Genomic DNA, 22501 nt, shown 5'->3' with positions numbered 1-22501 from the left:
GGCACGCTGCGCCGGTGCCTCGGCCACTTACCGCACACTGCGGGCCTTCCCTCAGGGGATGACCGCGACGGCGGCCACCAGACCCTCCGACGCGAGGACGACGCCGTCGACGGATGGCAGATCGCTGATCCTGCCGTCCGTCAGCACGTCGACCTCGCTCGGGTCCCGATCGGTGAAGCCCGTGCCCAGCGCCTTGACGAGGGCCTCCTTCCGGGCCCAGAGCCGCGCCCGAGCAGCACCCCGTCCCGCGACGGGAACCGTCCGTACCGCGTCCCGTTCAGCGGTCGTCAGGGAGACGTCGTCGAAGCCGTCGAATCCGACCTCCGCCACTGCCGTGAGGTCGATGCCGAGCCGCGGGATGGCGTCCGGAACGGCCCCGCGGACGTCCAGCGCACCCAGCAGGATGAAGCCGTCCGCGCGGGAGAGGCTGAGCGCCAGGGGAATGGTCCCGCCGTCGAGGGTGTAGCCCGGTCGGCCGTGGTCTGCAGTGCCGCCGGGACTGCAGACGGGGCAGACGGACTCCGAGGCGAGATCCGCCGGCTGCACCCCGAGGAGGCTTGCGGCCAGGACGCGCAGCGCCTGGCGTCCCGCCACGAACGAGACCGCCTGGGCGGCATCGGCGATCCGCGCTGCGCGGCGGCGCTCGACGTCATCCAGGAGGCAGAGCATCTCTGCCTCCGGCGGAGAACCGGTTCCGGACCGGATCCCCTGCACGAGCATGACGGCGACAGGGTGCTCCCCGACCGGTGCGGAGCGCGGACCCGTGTGGTTCGGTCGGGGTGTCATCCCATCATCGTCCCCCGGGACGTCAGTGGCGGATGCCGAACAGCTCGGCGCAGACGTCGTGGCGCAGCACGAAAGGCCGCGGACGGTCGGCGTCGGCGCGGTGACCGTACACGTAATAGCCGCGACCCTCTCCCGGACCGCCGGCTGCCCGGTCGATCGCGTGCCTGAGCCTCGGGGTCAGGGGCCCGGCGGGGCCGATGCGCTGAAGTTCCTCGATCTCGTGCGGTGCGAGTCCCCTGACAACGCGCTTCACATCGGCCATGGCTGGATTCCTGTCGTCGGGTGCGGCGTATGCGTGCGCACCCGACACTAGGTATCGACAGTGAACGAGGCATGAACGGCGGCAGGCCCGGCGGTGATGGTCTGGCTTCGCCTGGGCAGGCGCCCGTCAGTCGTCGTAGGCCCGGAACTGCTCCACCGAGACGATCCGGCCCGGATTGGTGCTGCTGACCTGGCAGATCACTGCCTCGCCCGGAGCGAGATAGGGATCATCGACGGGAAGGAGTGCCCGCAGTGGACCGGTCATGTAGTTGCTGATCACCGAGAAGACCAGTGGAAGCACGGGGCGATGCGTACAGATCGCCACCGGGCGGCGCTTGTCGATCACACGCTCGACGGCGGTCCTGGCCCTCCCGGGCCTGCGGGCGGCGTCGTGTTCGGTCAGCGCATCGACGAGCTTGAGCTTGGCGCTGCGCTGGTGCACATAGGGCGAGACCGTCTGGACACAGCGCACCCACGGGCTGCTGACCACGCGTTCGGGGTTCCATGCCTGCAGCAGGCGGCTGACGGCGGTCGCCTGCCGGCGGCCCGTGGCTGCGAGCGGCCTGTCACCTTCGGCCCTGCTCCAGGACGAGCGCGGCTTCGCCTTTGCATGCCGCACCACGATCAGGGGCCAGGTCTGCAGGTCGTGCGCCAGGTGCGCCTCCACCAGCGCGTCGAGGGGCTCGACGTCGGACGGGTTGCTCAGCAGTTCGCGGGCCCTCTCCGGGGTGACCCACTCGACCCGATCCACCTCCTTGCCGTCGGGCTCGGGGCTGAGGCGTTCCGTTCTGGCGGCCCAGTAGTGCACCAGCTTCTCGCCCGAGGAGACGGGATAGGTGATCGATGCGAGCGGAATGCCCAGCGTGACACTCAACCCCACTTCCTCGAAGGTCTCCCGGACCGCGCACTCCGGCGTCGTCTCGCCGGGATCGAGTTTCCCCTTGGGCCAGGACCAGTCCTCATACATGGGCCGGTGGATAATAAGGACCTCCAGCAGGCCCTTCTCCACCCGCCAGCAGAGGGTCCCGGCAGCGATGGTCGCGGCGCCGCTGCCCGTCTCCGTCACGGCCGTGGCCTCTTTCGTGTGCGTCGCCATCAGCGGCGCGACACCGCTCGCTGGCGGGCCCTCGAGGCGAGGAGCCAGGACTGGATGTCCTCGAGGGGGGTGCCCTCGTCGTCCTTGTGGTGGCGGGTCCAGCAGCCGGTCTCGTCCAGGTGCCAGCTGGAGACGCCTGGGTTCATGTAGCGGCCCATGAGGGTCATCAGGTAGGAGATGTCCTCGGGTGCACTGAGTTGCACGAGCGCTTCCACGCGGCGGTCGAGGTTGCGGTGCATCATGTCCGCGGAGCCGATGAAGACGGCGGGTTCGCCGCCGTTGGCGAAGGCGAAGACGCGGGAGTGTTCCAGGAAGCGACCGAGCACCGACCGCACGGTGACGTTCTCGCTGAGGCCCGGAACGCCGGGCCGGACCGAGCAGATACCGCGGACGATCACGTCCACCTTCACGCCTGCCTGCGATGCACGGTAGAGGGAGTCGATGATCGCCTCGTCCACCATCGAGTTGACCTTGATGATCACATGGGCGGCGAGGCCCGCCTGCTTGTTGGCGATCTCCCGCTCGATGCGGTCGATCAGGCCGGAGCGGACGGAGCGCGGAGCGACGAGGAGTCGCTTGAACGTGGATTTCGGGGCGTAGCCCGAGAGTTGGTTGAAGAGCCGGGAGAGGTCCTGGCCCACCTGGTCGTTGGCGGTGAGCAAGCCGAGGTCCTCGTAGTACCGGGCCGTCCGCGGGTGGTAGTTGCCGGTGCCGATGTGGCAGTAGCGGCGCAGCCCGTCGATCTCCTGCCGCACCACGAGCGAGAGCTTGCAGTGTGTCTTGAGGCCCACGATCCCGTAGACCACGTGGACGCCCGCCTGCTCGAGCTTGCGGGCCCAGGAGATGTTGGCCTGCTCGTCGAACCGGGCCTTGATCTCCACGAGGGCCAGGACCTGCTTGCCGGCTTCCGCGGCGTCGATCAGCGCGTCCACGATGGGCGAGTCGCCCGAGGTGCGGTACAGCGTCTGCTTGATGGCCTGCACCTTGGGATCCGCAGCCGCCTGCTCGAGGAAGGCCTGGACCGACGTCGAGAAGGAGTCGTACGGGTGGTGCAGGAGGATGTCCCGCCGACGCATCGCGGCGAACACGTTCGCGGCCTTCGAGGTCTCGCTCTCGTTCAGGTGGCGGCTCGTGTGTGGCACGTGCTTGGGGTAGTGGAGATCGCCGCGGTCGATCCCGGAGATGACGCTGAGTCCACGCAGGTCCAGTGGAGCAGGGAGCGCGAAGACCTCGTCCTCCTCGACGCCGAGCTCCCGTGACAGCAGGGCCCGGATGCTCGGGTTGATGTCCGTGGTGACCTCGAGGCGCACCGGCGGGCCGAAACGACGGCGCAGCAGTTCCTTCTCGAGGGCCTGGAGGAGGTTCTCGGCGTCGTCCTCCTCCACCTCGAGGTCCTCGTTGCGTGTCACCCGGAAGAGGTGGTGCTCGAGCACCTCCATGCCGGGGAAGAGCTGGTCCAGGTGGACGGCGATGACTTCCTCGAGCGGGATGAAGCGGGCCACGCGCCCGGCGACGTTCCCTGCGCGCGGCCCGTCCACGGACAGGAGGCGCGGTAGCTGGTCGGGCACTTTGACGCGGGCGAAGAGCTCCTTGGCGCTGACGGGGTTGCGCACCACGACGGCGAGGTTCAGGGACAGCCCCGAGATGTAGGGGAAGGGATGTGCGGGGTCCACGGCGAGCGGCGTGAGGATCGGGAAGACCTTCTCCGCGAAGATCTTGCGGAGCTCGGCCCGCGCCGTGTCGTCGAGCTCCTCCCAGGTGGTCAGGTGGATCTGCTCCGCGGCGAGTGCCGGGCGGATGTGCTCGGCGAACACGGCGGCGTGCCGCTGCTGCAGCTGGTAGCCGTCCTGCATGATCTTCTCGAGCTGCTCGATGGGGCTGAGGCCCGCGGCCGACGGCACGGCCAGGCCTGTGGCAATACGGCGCTTGAGTCCGGCGACGCGCACCATGAAGAACTCGTCGAGGTTCGACGCGAAGATCGAGAGGAAGTTCACCCGCTCGAGGAGAAAGAGGTCCGGGTCCTCGGCCAGCTCCAGGACGCGGGCGTTGAAGTCGAGCCAGCTGATCTCACGGTCGAGGAATCGGTCGGGACGGATATCGCCGGAGGGCACGAGGCTGGGAGCGAATTCGGGGATGTCGATGCGGTCCTGGGTAGCCCGGGCCGGAGCCGTCTCGGACGATCCGTAGAGCGACGCACCCCGGCGTTTGGTTCCTGATTCCATTGCGTCTCCTGCAGCGTGGGCGGGCATGGTGTGGCGAACACCCCGCCTCAGCGGCCGGGCGCGCCCTGAATGACACCTTACAAGGTGGCTTACGCCGTCGTTTCCGCGTACATGACGTCGACGTCCCAGCGGGTGAAGCCGAGCTTCCGGTAGAGCGCGACGGCCGCGGTGTTGTGGGCGTCGACGTACAGCATGATGGCCTGCAGTCCCTTGCGGTGGAGGTACTCGATGCCCGCTATGGTCAGGGCCTTGCCGAGCCCCGTGCCCTGCGCCCCGGGCGTCACGCCGACCACGTACACCTCACCCATCGCGGGGTGGGCGCCGATAGCCGCGTGGATCTTGGTCCAGTGGAAGCCGAGCAGCACGCCGTCCGCCTCGCGTACGGCGAGCAGGAAGCCGTCGGCGTCGAACCAGTCCTCGTCCATGCGTGCCTCGAGGTCGGCGCGGGTGGTGGCACCCTGTTCGGGATGGTGCGCGAAGGCAGCGGCGTTCGCCGACAGCCACGCCTCCTCGTCCTGACCTCGGACGAATGCGCGCAGGGCGACGCCGGCCGGCAGGCGTAGGTCCGGTACGGACTCCTCGACGGCGGCGCGCGTCAGGCGCATGCGCCACAACTCACGCACGGGCCCGAAGCCGAAGCGCGCGGCGAGGTCCGCGGCGGCCGAGTGGTTGCCGTGGGACCAGCCGCGGAGGCCACCGATCCCCTCCGCCAGAACCGCCTCGATCAGGGCTGTCCCGGCTCCTTCCCCCCGGCAGTCCGGCCCGACGACGAGTTCCAGGACGGCGCCGTCCTCCACTCCGCGGGTGATCACGGCGACGCCGACCAGCTCGCTGTCCTGCTGTCCTGCCGACCGGGCCGTGAAGACGAGCAAACGGTCTCCGGCCTCCTGCGCGCGCAGCAGAACGAGGGTCTGCTCCGAGAGCGGGGGATTGCCGTCGGCTTCGGTGGCTGCCGCGGTGAGCCGGCGCACCTCCTCGAGGACGGTGGCTGCCGGGGCTCCTGCGGTCCTGTCGACGGACCAGGTGGGGGTGTGCTGGGCGGCGGTCATGCGCTCAGCCTAGTCCTGCCCGGCAGCGCGTTTGGCGGGTGGCCCGGGGTGCGGTAGTGTCGTGAACTGCTCGAGGGGGATGCACCAGTGGGGTGCCCGCGATACGTTCGACCCGTATGTCCTCCACCAGGGTTCCGCCGACAAGCGGGACACGAAAAGCCCCTTCCACCCGCGGGTGGAAGGGGCTTTCTCGTGTGCTGGGGTCAGGCGTCCTGGTTGACGGAACTGCGGTCCTCGGGCAGGCGGGTCAGCGTGAAGCGGTACCCGACGTTGCGCACGGTTCCGATCAGCTGCTCGTGGTCGGCGCCCAGCTTCGCGCGAAGCCGCCGCACGTGCACGTCGACGGTGCGCGTTCCTCCGTAGTAGTCGTAGCCCCACACCTCGTGCAGGAGCTGATCGCGTGTGAACACGCGGCCCGGATGCTGGGCGAGGTACTTGAGGAGCTCGAACTCCTTGTACGTCAGGTTCAGCGGCTCGCCGCCCACCCTCGCGGTGTAGCTGGCCTCGTCGATCACGACACCGGAGGCATGGATCTCCGTGCTGGTCTCTTCGCCGGCCGCCTTGGACCGGGCGATGACGAGCCGCAGGCGCGCCTCGACCTCTGCCGGTCCTGCAGAATCGAGGACGACGTCGTCCGCCAACCAGTTCGCCGCGACCGCCGCCATCCCGCCCTCGGTGAGGACCAGGACGAGCGGCGCGCTGAGCCCGGTGGCCTTCAGGAGCTGGGTGAGCGAACGGGCACCGACCAGATCCTTGCGGGCGTCCACGAGGACGACGTCGCACGGTTCCGTCTCGAGGAGCGCGGTGGGCTCGGCGGCGAGGATATGCACCTTGTGATTGAGCAGCTCGAGGGCCGGCAGGATCTCGACGGACGAGCCGGTGGTGTTGGTGAGCATCAGGATGTGCGGCATGTTTCCTCCACGGGTCGGGAATGCGCATCATCGGGCAACGGGGCCCTTTGCTGCCCTGGACAGGGAGGCGAGGGCGGTAGAGATTTGGTCAAGTATAGCCGCAGGGCTGTGACGGACCGCACGCACGCGACCCTCCGGCGCGTGTGCCTTTTCCCACCGGCGAAGCCGGTAGGGCAGTATTGCTGGGATGAAGAGGACGAGTGTGGCCGCTGCGGCCGGGGCCGCCGTGATGGCGGCAGGGGCGATCGTGGGGTCCTCGTACATCTCCCTCCAGGCGGTTGCGATCGCCACCGGCGTGGTGGCCGTCCTGGCCGCCATCGGGTGGCCGTACATCCTTCGGGTACCCGCGAAGAAGAGCCAGTCCGCTGCCATCGGGCTGAGCGCCCTGCTCGCCGTCGTCCTGACGGCGTCCCTTCCCGGCCCGTCCTTCCTGGCCTGGTTCCCGGCATCGGTGGCTCTCGGCGTGGGGGCCATCTTCATGATCCAGCTCATCCGCGGGACCGGTCAGATCCACCGGCTCGAATCCACCCTGGGTGCCAGCACGGGGGTCCTCGTCATCGGCATGGGATCGGGCTGGGTGGCCGCGGACCGGCTCGCCGTCAATGCCACGGACTCCGGTGTGCTGCTCGTGACCGGCATCAGCGTCGCCGTGGCGATCGCCGTATGCCTCCTGCCCCTCCCGGACCGGCTCGTCGCGCCCGCCGCCGTAGCGCTCGCCGCGCTCGCGGGCCCTCTCGGGGCACTCCTGTTCACCGACGTCCCTGCTGTCGCCGCCGCCGTCGTCGGCGTTGCGTGCGGTGCCGTCATGGCAGGGACACGGCGGCTCCTCGTCGCGCGTGAGGCGCCCCTCGACGCACTCGCGGCCCTCGCGGCCGGCACCACGCCCGTGCTTGCGATCGGCGCCATCGTCTACTTCCTCGACAAGCTCTTCCTCTCCTGAGCAAGGCCGCGCAGGAGGCCCCAGCGCCGTCCCGTGCTGTGCATCGCTCGCGCTAGGATGGAATCATGTCCATCCTCGCTCTTGAAATCTTCTTCATCTCGCTGCTGGTCCTCGCCGGTCTCGGCATGGCGGGGTTCGCAGCCCTCGTGATCACGCGCCTGTACAAGGGCCAGAAGTAGCCGACTGACACGGAGTCCCCATGTCGATTGATCTGCCCACCGACCTGACGCCCGAGCTCGTCCCGCTGTCGTGGCTCCTCGGAACCTGGGAGGGTACGGGGATGCTCGGCGAGGGGACCGCCGAGTCGGAGCGCTTCTCCCAGCGCGTCGTCTTCTCGCAGAACGGCCTCCCGTACCTCCAGTACAGCGCGGAGTCCTGGCTCATCGACGAGCAGGGCGCACAGCTGCGTCCATTGTCCGTCGAGACCGGGTTCTGGTCGCTGGAGCGCAAGCTCAACGACTCCGACGTGGGTCCCGGCCTCAACCCGGCCGACATCGTGCCCGCACTGAAGACCGCCGACGAGGTGGAGCAGTTCCGAAACGAGGCCGGCGGCTTCGACATCACGGCCACGATCGTCCACCCCGGTGGCATCGCCGAGCTGTACTACGGGAGCATCAAGGGCCCGCAGATCCAGCTGAGCACGGACCTCGTGATGCGCGGACAGCACTCCAAGGAGTACACGGCCGCCACCCGTCTGTTCGGCCTGGTCGAGGGGAACCTCTACTGGCGCTGGGACGTCGCCGCGGACGGCAATGCGCTCGGGGCACATGCCTCCGCCATCCTTCGAAAAACCTCCTGACCAGCTCCGTCCCCGGGCCTGGCCCTGCTCCGCGCGGGGGAGGAATAGTCCTGCCCGAGAGGCGTTATACCGTCATGACCACTCCCAGCCCACTCCTTGATCGTCCCGGCGCCGTCGAGGGCGGGGGAGCCGATGCACAGGTGGCCTCCCACTACGGTGATCCCTTCCGCGAGCAGAGGCTGCTCATGGACGGACACGCCGTCGTCGACCTCTCCAACCGGGGAGTGGTGACGGTCTCCGGCCCCGACCGCCTGAGCTGGCTCAACACGCTGTCGTCCCAGTTGCTCCTCGGCCTCCGGCCCGGGCAGAGTTCCGAGACCCTCCTCCTCACCGTGCAGGGACGGATCGAATTCTCGATCCACCTCGTCGACGACGGTGCTACGGCCTGGCTCATCACGGAGGGCGGGGAGGCCGCGCCCCTCGCCGCGTGGCTCGACCGTATGAAGTTCATGCTGCGGGTCGAGGTCACCGACGCCACGGAAGCCTGGGCCGTCCTCGGCGCCACGCGGGCGCTGCCCGAGCTCGGCGACGACGTCATCGCCTGGGAGGATCCGTGGCCGGCCATCGGCGTCGGTGGCTATGCCTACTCCACCATCGGCGACGGTGAGCACCCAGGGCGTGAACGCCCCTGGTTCGAATACCTCGTGCCCCGCGACGCGCTCGACGCCGTCGTGACCGGAACGGGCCTGGCCCTCGCCGGCTCCCTGGCTGCCGAGGCCCTGCGCATCGCCGCCTGGCGGCCCCGGGCAGGGTTCGAGACCGACGAGAAGACCATCCCCCACGAACTGGACCTCATGCGCACGGCCGTGCACCTCGCGAAGGGATGCTACAAGGGGCAGGAGACCGTCGCCCGGGTCCACAACCTCGGGCATCCGCCCCGCCGCCTCACCTTCCTGCATCTCGACGGAAGCCAGCACACGCTCCCCGCCATGGGCAGCCCGGTCCTCAGCGAAGGCCGCACCGTCGGGAGGGTCACCTCCGTCGGCCACCACTACGAGATGGGGCCCATCGCCCTGGCGGTCCTCAAGCGCTCTGTCGACGCCACGGCGGATCTGCTGGTGCAGGACGGCGAGGAGATGTACGCCGCGGGCCAGGAGGTCATCGTGGCGCCCGATGCCGGTCAGGTGGTCGGACGGGCGACGGGCTTCCTGCGGGGACCGCGATGACCACAGATACCGACGGCGCCGCTGCAGCGATAGCCCTGGCGCATGCATTGTTCGACGCCGCGCGGCAGGGCGACACGGCCACGCTCACGCGATACCTCGACGCCGGCGTGCCCTTCACCCTGACCAACACGGCCGGGGACAGCCTGCTGATGCTCGCGGCATACAGCGGCCATCCCGCGATCGTCCGGGACCTGCTCGCCCGGGGCGCCGACGCCGACCAGGCCAACGACCGCGGCCAGACCCCCCTGGCGGGTGCAGTCTTCAAGGGCCATACAGAGGTGGCGCGCCTCCTCGTCGATGCCGGAGCGGACCCCGACGCCGGAGCGCCGTCGGCCCGGGCCGCGGCAGAGATGTTCGGCCGGACCGAACTGACGGAGCTGTTCGCCCGGTAACGGGCAGCCTGACCCGCTCGTGCCGGTGTGGGTCGTCTGCGGCGGGGTGCGCCCGAATGAGGACATCGGCGGCAGAGCAGGCTAGGTCCGGTCGAGGACCACTGACGTCTGCGTCCCCGCGAAGGCGAACCCTGCCCGCCGTGCCGTGCGCTGCGAGGCGGTGTTGTCCGTGCGGGCCCGCCACTGGGGCACGAGTCCGGCCCCCATCGCCTCCTCGATCGCGACGGCGGCAACGCGCTGCGCGTAGCCCTTCCGGCGTTGGTCGGGCGGAGTGATGACGGCGATGTGCGCCAGGATGCCCTCCCAGATGTCGTACCCGGCGCCGGCCAGCGGGATCGGCTGACCTGCGTCGGGTCCGTCACCGCCCTCATCGGCCACCAGGACGAACGAATGCTGCACATCGCTGAGGCCCGCTTCGCCGACGTCGTCGGGCGGGCACCTCCGCTCGAGCTCGCGGACGAGCGCCGCCTCGCTGGAGACGACGGCGGGCGGGCCGTCGAACAGGGGCAGGGCGTCGCAGAAGAAGAGCTGTGCCTCACCGAGGCCCCGACCGCCGCGGTCGCGGCTCATCGTGAGCAGCGTCGACTCACTGCGGAGATCCAGCCCCGACATGGACCTGCCGGCGTCGACCGCCCACCGGGGGCCCTTGAGGATCTCCCGCCCGAAGAGGGTCACGAAGGTCAGGACACCCGCGTCGTCGTCCACGCTGTACACGCGGTCGGTACCGTCATCGGCCAGCGCCTCGTCGTCGAGCCCGAGTAGCCGGGACCAGGCGAGCTGGATGATCGAGATGGTGCCCGGGTCGAGTTCCACGTGCTCAGCCGAAGAGGATGGCGGCTTCGTCGTAGCGGTGCTGCGGGACCCGCTTGAGGTTGCCCAGCGCCGCCTCGAAGCCCACGTGGGCGATCTCCGTGCCCTTGAGGGAGACCATGGTGCCCCAGAGTTCGTCCGCGACGGAGTCCACTGCGGCCATGCCGAGGCGCGTGGCGAGCACGCGGTCGAAGGAGGTCGGGACGCCGCCGCGCTGGATGTGGCCGAGGATCGTGGCGCGGGTCTCGATGCCCGTCCGGGCCTCGAGTTCCGGTGCAAGCTGGTCCGCGATACCGCCGAGGCGCGGGCGACCGAAGGTGTCGAGACCGCGTTCGGAGTGCGCCTGCTCCATGTGCGACGGAACGAATCCCTCGGCGACGACGACGAGGGGCGCGCGGCCGCGGGCATTGGTGGAGGCGACCCACTCGGCGATCTGCTCGATGCTGGTCTGCTGCTCGGGGATGAGGATGGCGTGGGCGCCGGAGGCCATGCCCGCATGGAGAGCTATCCAGCCGACGTGACGTCCCATGACCTCGGCGATCATGCAGCGGCTGTGCGACTCGCCGGTGGTGCGCAGGCGGTCGATGGCCTCCGTGGCGATCTGCACGGCGGTATCGAAGCCGAAGGTGTAGTCGGTGGCGTCGAGGTCGTTGTCGACGGTCTTGGGCACGCCGACGATCTTGAGGCCGAGGTCCGTCAGTCGCTTCGCCGCGGCCAGGGTGCCCTCGCCGCCGATCGCGATCATCGCGTCGATGCCGAGGCGTTCCAGGTTCTCCCTGATCGCTTCCGCGCCGCCCTTGCCCTCGAAGGGGTTGGTACGGGAGGTTCCGAGGATGGTGCCGCCCTGCTTCGAGATCCCCCGCACCGCGTGCCGCTGGAGGTCGATGATGTTCCCCTCGACGACGCCGCGCCAGCCGTCACGGAATCCGACGAACTCCTGGTCGTGCGTCTTGATGCCCTTGAGGACGGCGCCGCGAATGACGGCGTTCAGCCCGGGGCAGTCGCCGCCGCTGGTGAGGATTCCGATTCTCATGTGGCCTTGGGTTCCTTCGACGAGGGGGTGGATGGTGCATCGCGAGCACACCGTCGGGCCCGCCTATGATTCTAGACACACCCGCGCCGACGACCCCGACTACGTCACATTCGCGGACCGATCGCCTCGGGCCGGAGGGATCGCAGGCAGGGGAGCACGTAGGCTGGAACCATCCGGCGCACGCGGGCTCCAGCCCCGACGGTGTGTTCCCAGCAGGTCCGAGGAGGACACCCGCAGTGCCCCAGGCAGGTTTTGCGCCAGCGGCGCTTCGCATGGTCTCCATCTCCAGGCCGGTCCTCTGGATCAACACCCTGGGCACCGGCGTCGTCGGCATGTGGCTCACCGGCACGTTCTGGCAGTGGGAGGCCCTGGCGCTCCTGGTGTGGCTCACGCTGCCGTTCAACCTGCTCATCTACGGCGTGAACGACATCTTCGACCAGGACACCGATGCACTGAATCCCCGCAAGGGATCGCTCGAGGGCGCGCGGATCAGGGCCTCCGAGGTGCGCTCCATCTGGCTCGCCGTCCTCGTCACGAACGTCCCGTTCCTCGCCTGGTTCGCAGGGACGCTGCCCCCCGTGGCGCTGGCGTGGATCGCCGCCTACGCGCTCGTCTTCGTCTTCTACTCCGCACCGCCGTTGCGCTTCAAGGCGCGCGCCTACCTCGATTCGATCAGCAACGCGGCCTACGCCTTCCCGCTCGTCCTCGTGCCCTACGCCCTCGGTGACGAGCCGGTATGGGCTGCAGCGATCGGCCTCATGGCCTGGAGCGCGGCCAAGCATACCTACGACGCCGTCCAGGACATCGACGAGGACAGGGCGGTAGGGATCACGACGACGGCGGTTCGGCTCGGCGCGCGCGGCGTCGTCGCGTGGAGCGGTGCCTGGTGGGCCGTGTCCACCGTGTGCTTCGCCGTCGTCAACATCCCCGTCGCCGTCGTGAACGCCCTGATCGCAGGCTGGCTGCTGTGGTGTCTCTATCGGGATCCGCGTCCGGAGACGGGCCACCGCCTGTATCGCTACTCGATCGCCTTCCCGTATGTCGCCGGGACGGTCGCGGGCGTCCAGCTCGTCGTCGCACTCACGCTGGGCCTGTACCGATGAGCCGTGTGGTCGTCGTCGGCGCCGGTATCGGCGGTCTCGCGGCCGCCGCGCTGCTCGGCCGCGCGGGGCACAGCGTCACGCTCCTAGAGGCGTCGGACCACGTGGGCGGCAAGAGCCGCCGAGTCGAGGTCGCCGGGCAGCGCATGGACACCGGGCCATCGCTCTTCACCTTCCCCTCGGTGTGGCAGCAGCTGCTCGATCTCCTCGACGCCGTCGGACCCTCCGACCAGGTACGCGCTGCCGAGGTCGCGGATCTCCGGCTCGCGCGCCTTCCCGAGGTCGGCACGTACTACTACCGAGGCGGGGAGTGTGCGCTGCCGGTGCCCGAGGGCCATCCCTGGCACACGGCGTGGGAGCGGTTCGCGTCGGAGCACGGTCTGCTCGGCGGGGACGTCTCGCGGCTGCTGACCACGGGTCCGCTCGAGAAGGCGTCGTACCCCGCCCTGGCGAAGCTCGGCAGCCTGTATGGCCGACGGCTCACCACGCGCAGCTACCTCGACAGCCTCACCTGGCTGCCCGACGGGTTGCGCGAGGTCATCGCGATCCACACGCTCAATGCCGGCGTGAGTCCTACGCGCACCCCGGCCCTCTACGCCAGCATGCCGGCGATCATGGCGCAGGACGGCGTGTGGATTCCCGAGGGCGGCGTCTACGAGTTGGTCCTCGCTCTCGAGCGACTCGCCGTCCGCGCGGGCGTGGAGATCCGCACGGGCGACCCTGTGCGGAGGATCGGACGACGGCGCGTGATCACGTCCGAGGGCACCTATCCGGCCGACGCCGTCGTCAGCGGCCTCGATGCGCACCGTCTGGCTGGGCTACTGGGCGGCCGGGCCGCGAGGAAGCCGCGGAAGCTCACCTGCTCCGCCGTCGGGATCTATGCCGTTCTCTCGCGCCCCCTGCCCGCGGGCACCGCCCGCCACGGCGTGATCATGCCGGACCGCCCCGCCGCGCTGTACGCCAGCCTCGAGGCCGGTGACGAGCCCGAGCAGACCATGGCGTTCGCCAACTACTACCCGGCCCACGGCGTGTATCCGAACGCGTCGGCAACCCTCGCCCTGCTCCTCACCGCGCCGGCCAACGGGAAGACCTACTCCCTCGAGGACCCGTTCGTGCGGCGGGAGCTCGACCGGACCACGCGCGTGCTCGGCCTGCCACAACCTGTCGAGGAGTACTTCGAGGGCTACGAGATCCTGGATCCGGGCTACTTCGGCGAGCGCGGATCCGCGGGTGGAGCCCTCTACGGCGCCGTGCATCCGACGTGGATGAGCGGTCCGTTCCACGTCCCGCCGTACTCGGATCCGCTGCGCCCGTGGCTGTGGCGCGTAGGGGCCTCGGTGCACCCGGGCGGCGGCCTTCCGGCTGTGCTGGGCGGCGCGATGATGTCGACGCAGAAGCTCCTGGCACGGTTGGGGCCGGTTCCGGCCTGACGGTCCCGGGCGTCCGGGAAGCGACGGGTCCCCGGTGTCAGCGGCGTTCTCCCGGGTCGGCGTCGGGTTGCAGGAGCCGGCGTCGACCCAGGGGTCAGCGGCGGGCTGCGGCGTCGAGGGACCCGCCCGGGTTCGAGGGCACCAGCGCCGTCCGTGCGAGCTGGATCCGCCGCCGCACCAGCAGAACGATCAGGCCCGCGGCGAGCACCGCGGGGAACACGAGTCCCGAGAAGATGCAGACGCCCAGCCAGAGGAACATCGACACGAGCAGGCTGTCGAGCAGGCCCGGGCGCAGCGGCTGATCGGTGAGCCGACGCCCGCCGATGAGCGTGACGAGCGCCGAGGCGATGAGCCCGGAGATGAGCCAGCCGCCGTAGTTCGACAGCGGTACGCCGTAGTACGGGCCCCCGCCGGGCCAAATCCAGAAGCCGAGCGCCACCGCGCCCGGATCCAGGACGCCGTCAATTACGACCAGCAGGAGACCTCCGAGCACGATCCTCCGCAGGGCCGTGCCAGTCCCCGAAACCGTCGCGACAGCGCCGATCACGAGCGGTACGTATGACAGGGGCAGCAGGTAGGGGACGAGGTCGAGGATGGTCGGGCCCATCGCATCCCCGTAGTGGAACTCCCCGTACGGCACGCCCGTGGCGACGCCGAAACCCTCGATCAGGTAGCCGAAGACGGAGACCGCGACGAGCGTCACCGCACCACGGGCAGCGCCGAACTGTCGCACGAGCGCGATGAACGCGGGTAGCGCGATGAGGAGGTTGAAGCCGTAGGACGCATAGCTCGCCCCTCCGACGTCGGGGAACCGCACGACGAAGTACCCGGAGATGAAGAGGAAGGCACAGGAGGCGGTGAGCAGGCGGGGGAAGCTGCGGATGGTGGTGGTCTTCGGCACAGTATCCATCCTTGCAGGTCACGCACCAGCACGGGACCTCCGCCGGCTGAGCGGAGGTCCCGTGCTGCGAAGCCGTTCGACTAGCGCTGCCGAGGACCGGTGAGGAGCTGCTCCAGGGCGATACTGCCGTCGGTCTTGGGCAGCAGGAGCCACAGCACGGCGTAGAGCGGAAGCCCGATGAAGGGAAGGAGGAAGCTCAGCAGCATCACGATGCGCACGTAGCTCACGCGCCAGCCGTACTGCCGTGCAATGCCCGACGCGATGCCGCCCAGGATGCCGCCGGGAGCGCGCTTGACGGGGGAGGAGCGGAGGATGCTGTAGAAGGACTGCATGATGTGCCTTTCGGGAGTTCCGGATCGGGGTGTGCGCTGCTACGTGCTGAGCGTTCAGTATGCGGGGGTGTCCTGTGTCCTTGCGCCGGGTGCCTCCGGGTCGATGCGCCGGTCGTCGGTCGCCATGAGCCCGGTGTCGTCCTGGTCGGTGCGCTCCGGGCGCCCCCTGAGCGACAGGAGGCCTCCTGCGACCAGCGACAGCCCGACACCGATCAGTAGCCCGAGGGCCACCACCACGGGATCTATCGACAGTGTGACGAACTGACTGACGAGCAGGAGCGCGGCGATCGAGAGGATGACGGCGCCCCAGACGATGGTGACGACGCGGGCGCGGCGCGGACGAGCGGTGACGGAGGTGCTCATGGGGTGTCTCCCGTAGGTGTCAAGGTGCTGGCATCGGGTGGAAAGGAACTGTCGGAACCGGCCGCTGTCACGATGGTGACGTCACTGAGGGCACCCCTCACATCGAGGACGAGAGCGGGCCCGGTGGTATCGGGGTTCAGGTCGCCGTTGCTCAGCTGCAGGACTCCGCCGCTGCTCTGGAACTCGGGCGACGGCGTATCGAGGCCGCTGGCTGTGCCGCGCGCATCCGCGTTGCCGAGCGCCATCCGTGTCCGTACCTCGACCGGCAGGTCGTCCGGCACGATCACCGTGACGTCACTGACGAGCACGTTCACCGGTACGACGACGTCCCGGGTCGGGGTGGGCAGGTCCGCCAGGTCGATCGTGCTCTGGGCGGCCATGACGCTGTAGCCGCCGGCGGCGGCCCGGAGGGAGGTCGGGGTCGTTCGGCTGTCCTGCACCACGATCCAGGTCCCGCCGACGACGGTGAACGAGGCGACGAGGGCGGCGACAAGTGCCAGCGCTCCGGTCAAGCCGACGAGCCCGGACGTCCGCCCGCGGGCTCCGAGGGCGAGAACGCCGAGGGCGAGAACTATCGCGGCTGCTGCGAAGGCCACGACGGCGGGGTTGGCGAGGTCGAGGATGCCGAGGTAGTCGACCACGAGGAGTGCCGATGCTGTGACGATCGCTCCGCCGATCAGGAGCGCCGTCGCGGACCCCGACGGCCGGAGAGGGCGGTGGCGCGCGGGGGACTGCCGGTGAGCGGCTGCGTCCGATGTGGGATAGGAAGCCGGGGCCGAGGGAAAGGCGGAGTAGGGGGTGGAGCCGGACCACAGTGCCTGGTCGGATGAATAGGGCGGGTTGTACGTCCCGGTGATGGACCGGGTGTTCAGATCGGGCTGATAGGGCAGTGGCACCGTTCTGTTGACGTTCGGGTGCTCCGCTTCAGGCTCGGCGTCGTTCCCTGGCGGGCCTTCCGCCGACGACGGATCAGGGCTGTAGGGGACCGGCCCGAAGGGCTGCGCCGAACCGGCAGCAGGCTGGTCACCGAAGTTCTGGGGGCCTCGCGGATCCTGCCCCCCACCGGACGTACCGGGCAGGCCCCGGCCGCCGCTGGAGCGGTTGACGATCCAGTAGACGAAGAGGACCACCGCTCCGATCCAGAACAGCGCCCACAGCAGCCCGCCGCTCCCGCCGTCACCGAAAAGGGGGAGGTTCGGACGCCATAGCCCGATCGCCACCAGGGCGGCTGCGCCGGTCAGGCCGGAGGTCCAGGATCCGCGCCCGGCCTGTTCGACGTGGATGCGGCCGTCCGGCTCGGGCAGCAGGGCCCATGCCAGACCGTAGAGCAGCACCCCGATGCCGCCGAACACCGAGAGGATCACGATGAGCCCGCGGACAAGGGCCAGGTCCAGGCCCGTGCGGCCGGCAATGCCACCGGCGACTCCGCCGACCCAGCGGTCGGGCGCCCTGGTGATGTCGAGCCCCCGGATCCATCGGAAGAACGGGGAGGAGACGACACGTTCCGTCGTCGTCGGTGCGGCCGGTTCATGCTGCCAGGACGGCCCGCCTGGGGTTGATGCTGGGTTCATGCCTCCATCCTTCCGCCGATGCCCGCGGGGAACCATCGGGGCCTACCCTGACTGAACCCTGAGTGCTCCCTGATTCTTCTCCGGGAGCGTCCCCTGACAAGCGACAGCGTGTTTTGATGAGGGTATGAGACCACCCCTGCTGCGTAGTTCCGACGGCGTGATCGCCGGCGTCTGCGCGGGGCTGGCAGTCCACCTGGGTATCAAGCGATCCTGGGTGCGGATCGGGATGGCGGTGCTCACCCTTGCCTCCGGTGCGGGCATCCTGCTGTACGCCTGGCTGTGGATCTTCGTGCCTACCGCGGCTGACCGCGCCGCAGAGGCAGGGCGGCAGACCGGACCCGCAGCGTTCATGCACGGCGTCGGGACAGGCACCCTGCCCGACGGCGCACCGGCCGGTGCATCGGGGCAGACTGCCCGGATCCTCGGTGATCGGCTCCATTCGGATCCCGTCGGCCCGCTCGACGCCGACACGTGGCGGGAACGGACGCTGCGGGCCGGGCGGCGCGAGGTCCTCGTCGGTACAGCGCTCCTGCTCGCGGCTGCTGTGCTCGTGGTGCAACTGCTGGGAGTGCAGCTCGACTGGGGCTTCTTCGTCCCGATCGCCGTCGTGGTGGCGGGCGCCGCGCTCGCCTGGTCCCAGCTCGACGAGGTGCGCCGCGCCAGGATGATGAACCGCGCGGGCGCCGGACGGGCGGGCGGGACACTGCGCCTGGTCGCCGGGATCGTCCTGGTCGTCACCGGCGTCCTCGTGGCCCTGTCCAGCAACGGCTCCTGGACCCTCACCATGGCGACACTGGTCGCCGTCCTCGCCGTGCTCGCCGGCGTCGGACTGGTCCTGGCGCCGTGGGGACTGAAATTCTGGCGCGACCTCGAGACGGAGCGGGCGGCACGGGTGAGGGAGACGGAGCGCGCGGAAATCGCAGCGCACCTGCACGACTCCGTCCTGCAGACCCTCGCCCTCATCCAGAACAGGGCGGACTCCGAGACCGATGTCCTGCGCCTGGCGCGGGCGCAGGAGCGCGAGCTCCGCCAGTGGCTCTTCGCCGATCCGGGTCGGGATCCCGGTAGCCTCGCCGAGCGGCTGCGGGTCATGGCGGGCGAGATCGAGGACCTCTACGGACACCCGGTCGCCGTCGTCGCCGTGGGGGACGCCGTCCTGGGGCCCGCGGAGGACGCGCTGGCGCAGGCGGCCCGGGAGGCGATGCTCAACGCGGCCAAGCACGCCGGGGTCGCCGTCTCGGTCTACCTCGAAGCCGGCCCGGACACCGTCGAGGTGTTCGTCCGGGACAGGGGCAGCGGATTCGACCCCGCCGCGGTGCCGGCGGACCGTGCCGGCATCCGCGAGTCGATCCACAGCAGGATGCTGCGCCACGGCGGTTCGTCGGAGCTGCGCAGCGACGGCGACGGCACCGAGGTCCGGCTCCGGCTGCCGAGGACCACCGAGAGCCCTGTCTAGGCTGGCGGTAGACAGGCGCGACGACGCCCAGCCGCGGGACGCGGGGGAAGCACGACCGGCACAGGGGCCGAAAGGCCAGGAAGAAGGACGCACGTGGACAGCGAGACCGTAGCGCAGGACGGGGCGGCGCCGACGACGGTATCCGTGGTGATCGTCGACGACCACGGCATCTTCCGCTCCGGCCTCAGGGCGGCGCTCGGACCCGTCATCCGCGTGCTCGGCGAGGCCGCAACGGTCGAGGAGGCGGAGACGATCATCGGTGCGACGGAGCCCGACGTGGTCCTCCTCGACGTTCACCTGCCCGGAGGCCTGGGTGGCGGCGGAGCCGAGGTCATCCACCGCTGCGCACGGCGCGGGACACGGTCCCGCTTCCTGGCACTGAGCGTCTCCGACTCGGCCGAGGACGTCGTCGCCGTCATTCGAGCAGGAGCGCGCGGCTATGTCACCAAGACCATCTCCGGCCCCGAGATCACGGACGCCGTCCGACGCATCGCATCCGGTGACGCCGTCTTCTCCCCGCGTCTCGCCGGATTCGTCCTCGACGCCTTCGGAACCGCCGCGGTCGCGGTCGATGACGAGCTCGACCGCCTCTCGGCACGCGAGCTGGAGGTCATGCGCCTGATCGCACGCGGGTACAGCTACAAGGAGACGGCGAAGGAGCTCTTCATCTCCGTGAAGACCATCGAGACGCACGTGTCAGCGGTGCTTCGGAAGCTGCAGCTGTCCTCGCGCCACGAACTCACCCGCTGGGCGACGGAGCGCAAACTCCTCTGACGCCGCGGGCAGGCGTGCAGGTCTACCGCGGGGAGGCGAGGAACTCCTGCAGGCGTCCCACACCGACGGCGAGGTCCTCGTCGCCGAGCGCGTAGGAGAGCCGCAGGTAGCCGCTGGGACCGAAGGCCTCACCGGGAACGACGGCGACCTCGACCTTCTCGAGGATCAGCGTCGCGAGTTCCGCGGAGGTTGTTGGCGTGACGCCCCCGAATGTCCGGCCGAGCAGGGCGCGCACGTCGGCGTAGGCGTAGAAGGCGCCATGGGGGGTGGGGCATTCGACGCCGCCGATCTCGTTCAGCGCGGTCACCATCGCTCGACGCCGGCGATCGAAGGCGACCTTCATCTCGTTGACAGCCGTCAGCGGACCGGAGACGGCTGCCAGGGCGGCCATCTGCGGCACGTTGGACACGTTCGACGTCGCGTGGGACTGCAGGTTCGTCGCAGCCTTCACGAGGTCCTTCGGGCCGATCATCCAGCCCACGCGCCATCCGGTCATCGCGTAGGTCTTCGCGACACCGTTGAGGATGACCACCTTGTCCCCGAGTGAGGGCGCCGCCGTCGCGATGGAGGTGAACGGCACGCCGTCGTACGTCAGGTGCTCGTAGATCTCGTCCGTCACGACCCACAACCCGCGCGCCGCAGCCCATTCCCCGATCGCGCGCACAGCATCGGCCCCGTACACCGCGCCCGTCGGGTTCGAGGGCGACACGAACAGCAGCACCTTGGTGCGGGGGGTCAGCGCAGCTTCGAGCTGATCGAGGGTGACGAGGTAGCCCTGCTCAGGGCCGGCGAAGACCTCGACGGGCACGCCGCCGGCGAGACGGATGGCCTCGGGGTAGGTGGTCCAGAACGGCGTCGGGACGAGAACCTCGTCCCCCGGATCGAGGAGCGCCGCGAAGGACTCGTATACGGCCTGCTTGCCTCCGTTGGTCACGAGCACCTGCGCCGGGTCCACGGTGTAACCGGAATCGCGCAGCGTCTTCTCCGCGATCGCCTGCTTAAGGTCGGGCAGCCCACCGGCGGGAGAGTAGCGGTGGAACTTCGGCTGGCGCGCCGCGGCGATCGCCGCCTCGACGATGTAGTCCGGCGTCGGGAAGTCAGGCTCGCCGGCGCCGAACCCGATGACGGGCCGTCCGGCGGCCTTCAGGGCCTTCGCCTTGGCGTCGACGGCCAGCGTCGCCGATTCCGCGATCGAGTCGATCCGCCGGGAGATCCGGGGGAGTGCTGCGCGGATGGAGTCGTCGGTCGTCGCGTTCATCGGGTCCCGTTCCGTGAGGTTCTGTGGCTGCTCCCAGCTTAGGCCGTGGCTCCCATCCGGACCCGAATCACGGAACGACGGCGGCGTCACGGAACGGGATGCTGCACCGGAAGGGCCAGGAGGACGACCCGCCCACGGTTCGCCGCCCGTCGTCCGGTTCGACGTTCCGGCGGTCATTGCGTAGACTTATTTCTCGGTGTTGAAACACCATGATGGTTCGTGCCCTCCCCGGGTCGGCCGGAGTGGATGCAGTAGTGGTTCAAAACCAAAGGGTAGTGGCGCAATTGGTAGCGCAGCGGTCTCCAAAACCGCAGGTTGCAGGTTCGAGTCCTGTCTGCCCTGCGCGTGGCCTTCGCGGATGTATGGCGAAAGCACGGCAGAAGAAGATCACGAAGCCCCGGCGCAGGCACAGGCCCCGCGCGGCGGTAAACATGATCAGCTGGGGGCGCCACTGGTGGTCCGGCTGGGACACCACAGAGATTGATGAGGTTGACGGTGACCGATACGGCTGCGAGCAGCTCCAAGGGAAGCCCGCCCGAGAACAAGGCTCCCCGACGCGGGCTCTTCGGACGCATCATGCTGTTCATCCGCCAGGTCTTCGCGGAGCTGGGGAAGGTCGTCACGCCCACCCGTCGGGAACTGGTTCGATTCACCATCACCGTCCTCATCTTCGTGGTCATCATGATGCTCCTCGTGACCGCCCTGGACCTCCTGTTCGGGGCCGGCGCGGTATGGGTCTTCGGCGACAGCTGACCCTGGTCCCGCAGGAATTCACGGTCCGGCTCCGCTGTCGAGGTGTCGGGTTCAGTACAGGCAAGCAAGACCTTGTGAAAAATGTCAGAAAGCAGGCGGCTAGGTGTCCGAGCAAGAACTCGAACGGCAGATCACTCCCGAAGATGGTCTGGAGAACGAGGAGTACGGGACGGAGGCTGAGGTAGAAGCCTCCGACCTCGACGTGCCTGCTGACGGTTCCGACACGTACCCCGCCGATACCGACGTCGCGGGCGAGGACGGACTCCTCGCAGACGACGCCGACGCCGACGACGCCGCAACCGACGAGATCGAGGCCACCGCCACGGACGCCGTCGATGAAGCTGCTGCATCCGGGTCCGACGAGGTCGATGCGACCGACGGTACCGATGCAGCGGACGGCGAGGAAGCTCCCGCGGAGGACCCTGTCGAGGCGTTCAAGGCAAGGCTCCGCCGTCAGGAGGGTGACTGGTATGTCATCCACTCCTACGCAGGCTACGAGAACCGCGTGAAGGCCAACCTCGAGACCCGCATCCAGACGCTGGACATGGAAGATTACATCTTCGAGATCCAGGTGCCGATGGAAGAGGTTGTGGAGATCAAGAACACGACGCGTAAGATCGTCAACCGCGTCCGCATCCCCGGCTACGTGCTCGTCCGCATGGAACTCAGCGATGAGTCCTGGGGTGCGGTCCGCCACACCCCCGGCGTCACGGGCTTCGTGGGCAACGCCCACAACCCGGTGCCGCTGAGCCTGTCCGAGGTGTTCTCGATGCTGGAGCACACCATCGTGCACACGGACGCCGCGTCGGGCAAGCCCATCCAGCCGCAGTTCACCCCCGCCACGGTCAATTTCGAGATCGGCGAGTCGGTCACCGTCAACGAAGGGCCCTTCGAGACCCTCCCGGCATCGATCTCCGAGATCAAGCACGAGTCGCAGCAGCTCGTCGTGCTCGTGTCGATCTTCGAGCGCGAGACTCCGGTCACCCTCTCGTACAGCCAGGTCACCAAGATCCAGTAAAGCTTCGACGCCTCCCGGCGTGCTTCGCCGGGGTCGTCGTCAGGCCATCACGCCATGATGGCCACCACCCCGCAGGACGC

The 22501-nt window shown here is 69.3% G+C and carries 23 protein-coding genes and 1 tRNA gene; 11 read left to right on the top strand and 13 right to left on the bottom strand.

The features are described from left to right. Positions 1-51 precede the first annotated feature (51 nt). From D6T63_RS00745 to D6T63_RS00720, 6 genes are all read right to left on the bottom strand, one after another. Positions 52-786 carry a 4'-phosphopantetheinyl transferase family protein gene (locus tag D6T63_RS00745; RefSeq protein ID WP_120147119.1) on the bottom strand — a complete coding sequence of 245 codons (735 nt, stop codon included), beginning with the start codon at positions 784-786 and terminating at the stop codon, positions 52-54. A 22-nt stretch (positions 787-808) separates the two neighbouring features. Beyond that, a complete protein-coding gene (locus D6T63_RS00740; protein WP_120147118.1) occupies positions 809-1048 on the bottom strand; it encodes a hypothetical protein in 240 nt (79 codons plus the stop codon). Positions 1049-1174: 126 nt separating this feature from the next. Next, entirely contained in the window at positions 1175-2143 is a 969-nt protein-coding gene (locus D6T63_RS00735; RefSeq protein ID WP_120147117.1) for an NUDIX hydrolase, read from the bottom strand. Beyond that, on the bottom strand, positions 2143-4365 hold the full coding sequence (locus tag D6T63_RS00730; RefSeq protein WP_182976823.1) for an RNA degradosome polyphosphate kinase: 2223 nt from the start codon (positions 4363-4365) through the stop codon (positions 2143-2145). Before D6T63_RS00730 ends, D6T63_RS00735 begins: the two co-directional genes overlap by 1 nt. Before the next feature lie 89 nt (positions 4366-4454). After that, positions 4455-5414, bottom strand: a complete 960-nt coding sequence (gene mshD, locus D6T63_RS00725) for a mycothiol synthase (protein ID WP_120147115.1) — start codon at positions 5412-5414, stop codon at positions 4455-4457. A gap of 203 nt (positions 5415-5617) precedes the next feature. Beyond that, complete coding sequence (locus tag D6T63_RS00720; RefSeq protein ID WP_120147114.1) at positions 5618-6325, bottom strand: winged helix-turn-helix transcriptional regulator; 708 nt, start codon at positions 6323-6325, stop codon at positions 5618-5620. A 187-nt stretch (positions 6326-6512) separates the two neighbouring features. Between D6T63_RS00720 and D6T63_RS00715 the strand changes: the two genes are divergently transcribed. The 4 genes from D6T63_RS00715 to D6T63_RS00700 all read left to right on the top strand — a co-directional run bounded on the left by D6T63_RS00715 (position 6513) and on the right by D6T63_RS00700 (position 9622). Next, positions 6513-7265, top strand: a complete 753-nt coding sequence (locus D6T63_RS00715) for a hypothetical protein (RefSeq protein ID WP_120147113.1) — start codon at positions 6513-6515, stop codon at positions 7263-7265. Between the two features lie 199 nt (positions 7266-7464). Next, entirely contained in the window at positions 7465-8064 is a 600-nt protein-coding gene (locus D6T63_RS00710; protein ID WP_120147112.1) for an FABP family protein, read from the top strand. Positions 8065-8138: 74 nt separating this feature from the next. Then, positions 8139-9230, top strand: a complete 1092-nt coding sequence (gene ygfZ / locus D6T63_RS00705) for a CAF17-like 4Fe-4S cluster assembly/insertion protein YgfZ (RefSeq protein ID WP_120147111.1) — start codon at positions 8139-8141, stop codon at positions 9228-9230. Further along, positions 9227-9622, top strand: coding sequence for an ankyrin repeat domain-containing protein (locus tag D6T63_RS00700; protein WP_120147110.1), 396 nt, complete (start codon positions 9227-9229; stop codon positions 9620-9622). Before ygfZ ends, D6T63_RS00700 begins: the two co-directional genes overlap by 4 nt. An 81-nt stretch (positions 9623-9703) precedes the next feature. Here D6T63_RS00700 and D6T63_RS19975 read toward each other — a convergent pair whose 3' ends face one another. Further along, the gene (locus D6T63_RS19975; protein WP_120147109.1) at positions 9704-10435 is read right to left on the bottom strand and encodes a GNAT family N-acetyltransferase; all 732 of its coding nucleotides are present in this window, start codon (positions 10433-10435) and stop codon (positions 9704-9706) included. A gap of 4 nt (positions 10436-10439) precedes the next feature. Then, positions 10440-11465 (bottom strand): 6-phosphofructokinase, encoded by a 1026-nt coding sequence (locus D6T63_RS00690; protein ID WP_120147108.1) that lies wholly within the window; start codon positions 11463-11465, stop codon positions 10440-10442. A 272-nt stretch (positions 11466-11737) separates the two neighbouring features. Between D6T63_RS00690 and D6T63_RS00685 the strand changes: the two genes are divergently transcribed. After that, the gene (locus D6T63_RS00685; RefSeq protein ID WP_120147107.1) at positions 11738-12568 is read left to right on the top strand and encodes a UbiA family prenyltransferase; all 831 of its coding nucleotides are present in this window, start codon (positions 11738-11740) and stop codon (positions 12566-12568) included. Next, positions 12565-13995: a phytoene desaturase family protein gene (locus D6T63_RS00680; RefSeq protein ID WP_120147106.1), complete on the top strand. Its 1431-nt coding sequence runs from the start codon at positions 12565-12567 to the stop codon at positions 13993-13995. The genes D6T63_RS00685 and D6T63_RS00680 overlap by 4 nt, the downstream gene beginning before the upstream one ends. A gap of 94 nt (positions 13996-14089) precedes the next feature. Here the strand turns inward: D6T63_RS00680 and D6T63_RS00675 are convergent, their stop codons facing one another. The 4 genes from D6T63_RS00675 to D6T63_RS00660 all read right to left on the bottom strand — a co-directional run bounded on the left by D6T63_RS00675 (position 14090) and on the right by D6T63_RS00660 (position 17162). Then, complete coding sequence (locus D6T63_RS00675) at positions 14090-14896, bottom strand: carotenoid biosynthesis protein (protein WP_182976822.1); 807 nt, start codon at positions 14894-14896, stop codon at positions 14090-14092. 80 nt (positions 14897-14976) lie between these two features. Then, positions 14977-15228, bottom strand: coding sequence for a PspC domain-containing protein (locus tag D6T63_RS00670; RefSeq protein ID WP_120147104.1), 252 nt, complete (start codon positions 15226-15228; stop codon positions 14977-14979). A 54-nt stretch (positions 15229-15282) separates the two neighbouring features. Then, a complete protein-coding gene (locus D6T63_RS19090) occupies positions 15283-15591 on the bottom strand; it encodes a hypothetical protein (RefSeq protein ID WP_182976821.1) in 309 nt (102 codons plus the stop codon). Continuing rightward, entirely contained in the window at positions 15588-17162 is a 1575-nt protein-coding gene (locus tag D6T63_RS00660; protein ID WP_182976820.1) for a PspC domain-containing protein, read from the bottom strand. The genes D6T63_RS19090 and D6T63_RS00660 overlap by 4 nt, the downstream gene beginning before the upstream one ends. 124 nt (positions 17163-17286) lie before the next feature. On the opposite strand from D6T63_RS00660, the gene D6T63_RS00655 reads away from it, so the two are divergent. Both D6T63_RS00655 and D6T63_RS00650 read left to right on the top strand, forming a co-directional pair. Further along, positions 17287-18618, top strand: coding sequence for an ATP-binding protein (locus D6T63_RS00655; RefSeq protein ID WP_120147102.1), 1332 nt, complete (start codon positions 17287-17289; stop codon positions 18616-18618). A gap of 93 nt (positions 18619-18711) precedes the next feature. Then, the gene (locus D6T63_RS00650) at positions 18712-19392 is read left to right on the top strand and encodes a LuxR C-terminal-related transcriptional regulator (RefSeq protein ID WP_120147101.1); all 681 of its coding nucleotides are present in this window, start codon (positions 18712-18714) and stop codon (positions 19390-19392) included. Positions 19393-19414: 22 nt separating this feature from the next. Here D6T63_RS00650 and D6T63_RS00645 read toward each other — a convergent pair whose 3' ends face one another. Next, entirely contained in the window at positions 19415-20650 is a 1236-nt protein-coding gene (locus D6T63_RS00645; protein ID WP_120147100.1) for a pyridoxal phosphate-dependent aminotransferase, read from the bottom strand. Positions 20651-20919: 269 nt separating this feature from the next. Between D6T63_RS00645 and D6T63_RS00640 the strand changes: the two genes are divergently transcribed. The 3 genes from D6T63_RS00640 (at position 20920) to nusG (ending at position 22421) form a co-directional block, all read left to right on the top strand. Then, a tRNA-Trp gene (locus tag D6T63_RS00640) sits at positions 20920-20992 on the top strand. 153 nt (positions 20993-21145) lie between these two features. After that, positions 21146-21403, top strand: coding sequence for a preprotein translocase subunit SecE (gene secE / locus D6T63_RS00635; RefSeq protein ID WP_235830464.1), 258 nt, complete (start codon positions 21146-21148; stop codon positions 21401-21403). 103 nt (positions 21404-21506) lie between these two features. Then, a complete protein-coding gene (gene nusG, locus D6T63_RS00630; RefSeq protein WP_120147098.1) occupies positions 21507-22421 on the top strand; it encodes a transcription termination/antitermination protein NusG in 915 nt (304 codons plus the stop codon). Positions 22422-22501 lie beyond the last annotated feature (80 nt).

Source organism: Arthrobacter cheniae (genome assembly GCF_003602275.1).
Taxonomy (GTDB): domain Bacteria; phylum Actinomycetota; class Actinomycetes; order Actinomycetales; family Micrococcaceae; genus Arthrobacter_D; species Arthrobacter_D cheniae.
This window is presented reverse-complemented; position numbering and strand designations above follow the sequence as displayed.

Excerpts from the sequence above, each read along its gene's own strand:
- D6T63_RS00745 (WP_120147119.1), bottom strand. The coding sequence starts at position 786 with ATGACACCCCGACCGAACCACACGGGTCCGCGCTCCGCACCGGTCGGG.
- D6T63_RS00740 (WP_120147118.1), bottom strand. The coding sequence starts at position 1,048 with ATGGCCGATGTGAAGCGCGTTGTCAGGGGACTCGCACCGCACGAGATC.
- D6T63_RS00735 (WP_120147117.1), bottom strand. The coding sequence starts at position 2,143 with ATGGCGACGCACACGAAAGAGGCCACGGCCGTGACGGAGACGGGCAGC.
- D6T63_RS00730 (WP_182976823.1), bottom strand. The coding sequence starts at position 4,365 with ATGGAATCAGGAACCAAACGCCGGGGTGCGTCGCTCTACGGATCGTCC.
- mshD (WP_120147115.1), bottom strand. The coding sequence starts at position 5,414 with ATGACCGCCGCCCAGCACACCCCCACCTGGTCCGTCGACAGGACCGCA.
- D6T63_RS00720 (WP_120147114.1), bottom strand. The coding sequence starts at position 6,325 with ATGCCGCACATCCTGATGCTCACCAACACCACCGGCTCGTCCGTCGAG.
- D6T63_RS00715 (WP_120147113.1), top strand. The coding sequence starts at position 6,513 with ATGAAGAGGACGAGTGTGGCCGCTGCGGCCGGGGCCGCCGTGATGGCG.
- D6T63_RS00710 (WP_120147112.1), top strand. The coding sequence starts at position 7,465 with ATGTCGATTGATCTGCCCACCGACCTGACGCCCGAGCTCGTCCCGCTG.
- ygfZ (WP_120147111.1), top strand. The coding sequence starts at position 8,139 with ATGACCACTCCCAGCCCACTCCTTGATCGTCCCGGCGCCGTCGAGGGC.
- D6T63_RS00700 (WP_120147110.1), top strand. The coding sequence starts at position 9,227 with ATGACCACAGATACCGACGGCGCCGCTGCAGCGATAGCCCTGGCGCAT.
- D6T63_RS00690 (WP_120147108.1), bottom strand. The coding sequence starts at position 11,465 with ATGAGAATCGGAATCCTCACCAGCGGCGGCGACTGCCCCGGGCTGAAC.
- D6T63_RS00685 (WP_120147107.1), top strand. The coding sequence starts at position 11,738 with ATGGTCTCCATCTCCAGGCCGGTCCTCTGGATCAACACCCTGGGCACC.
- D6T63_RS00680 (WP_120147106.1), top strand. The coding sequence starts at position 12,565 with ATGAGCCGTGTGGTCGTCGTCGGCGCCGGTATCGGCGGTCTCGCGGCC.
- D6T63_RS00670 (WP_120147104.1), bottom strand. The coding sequence starts at position 15,228 with ATGCAGTCCTTCTACAGCATCCTCCGCTCCTCCCCCGTCAAGCGCGCT.
- D6T63_RS19090 (WP_182976821.1), bottom strand. The coding sequence starts at position 15,591 with ATGAGCACCTCCGTCACCGCTCGTCCGCGCCGCGCCCGCGTCGTCACC.
- D6T63_RS00660 (WP_182976820.1), bottom strand. The coding sequence starts at position 17,162 with ATGAACCCAGCATCAACCCCAGGCGGGCCGTCCTGGCAGCATGAACCG.
- D6T63_RS00655 (WP_120147102.1), top strand. The coding sequence starts at position 17,287 with ATGAGACCACCCCTGCTGCGTAGTTCCGACGGCGTGATCGCCGGCGTC.
- D6T63_RS00645 (WP_120147100.1), bottom strand. The coding sequence starts at position 20,650 with ATGAACGCGACGACCGACGACTCCATCCGCGCAGCACTCCCCCGGATC.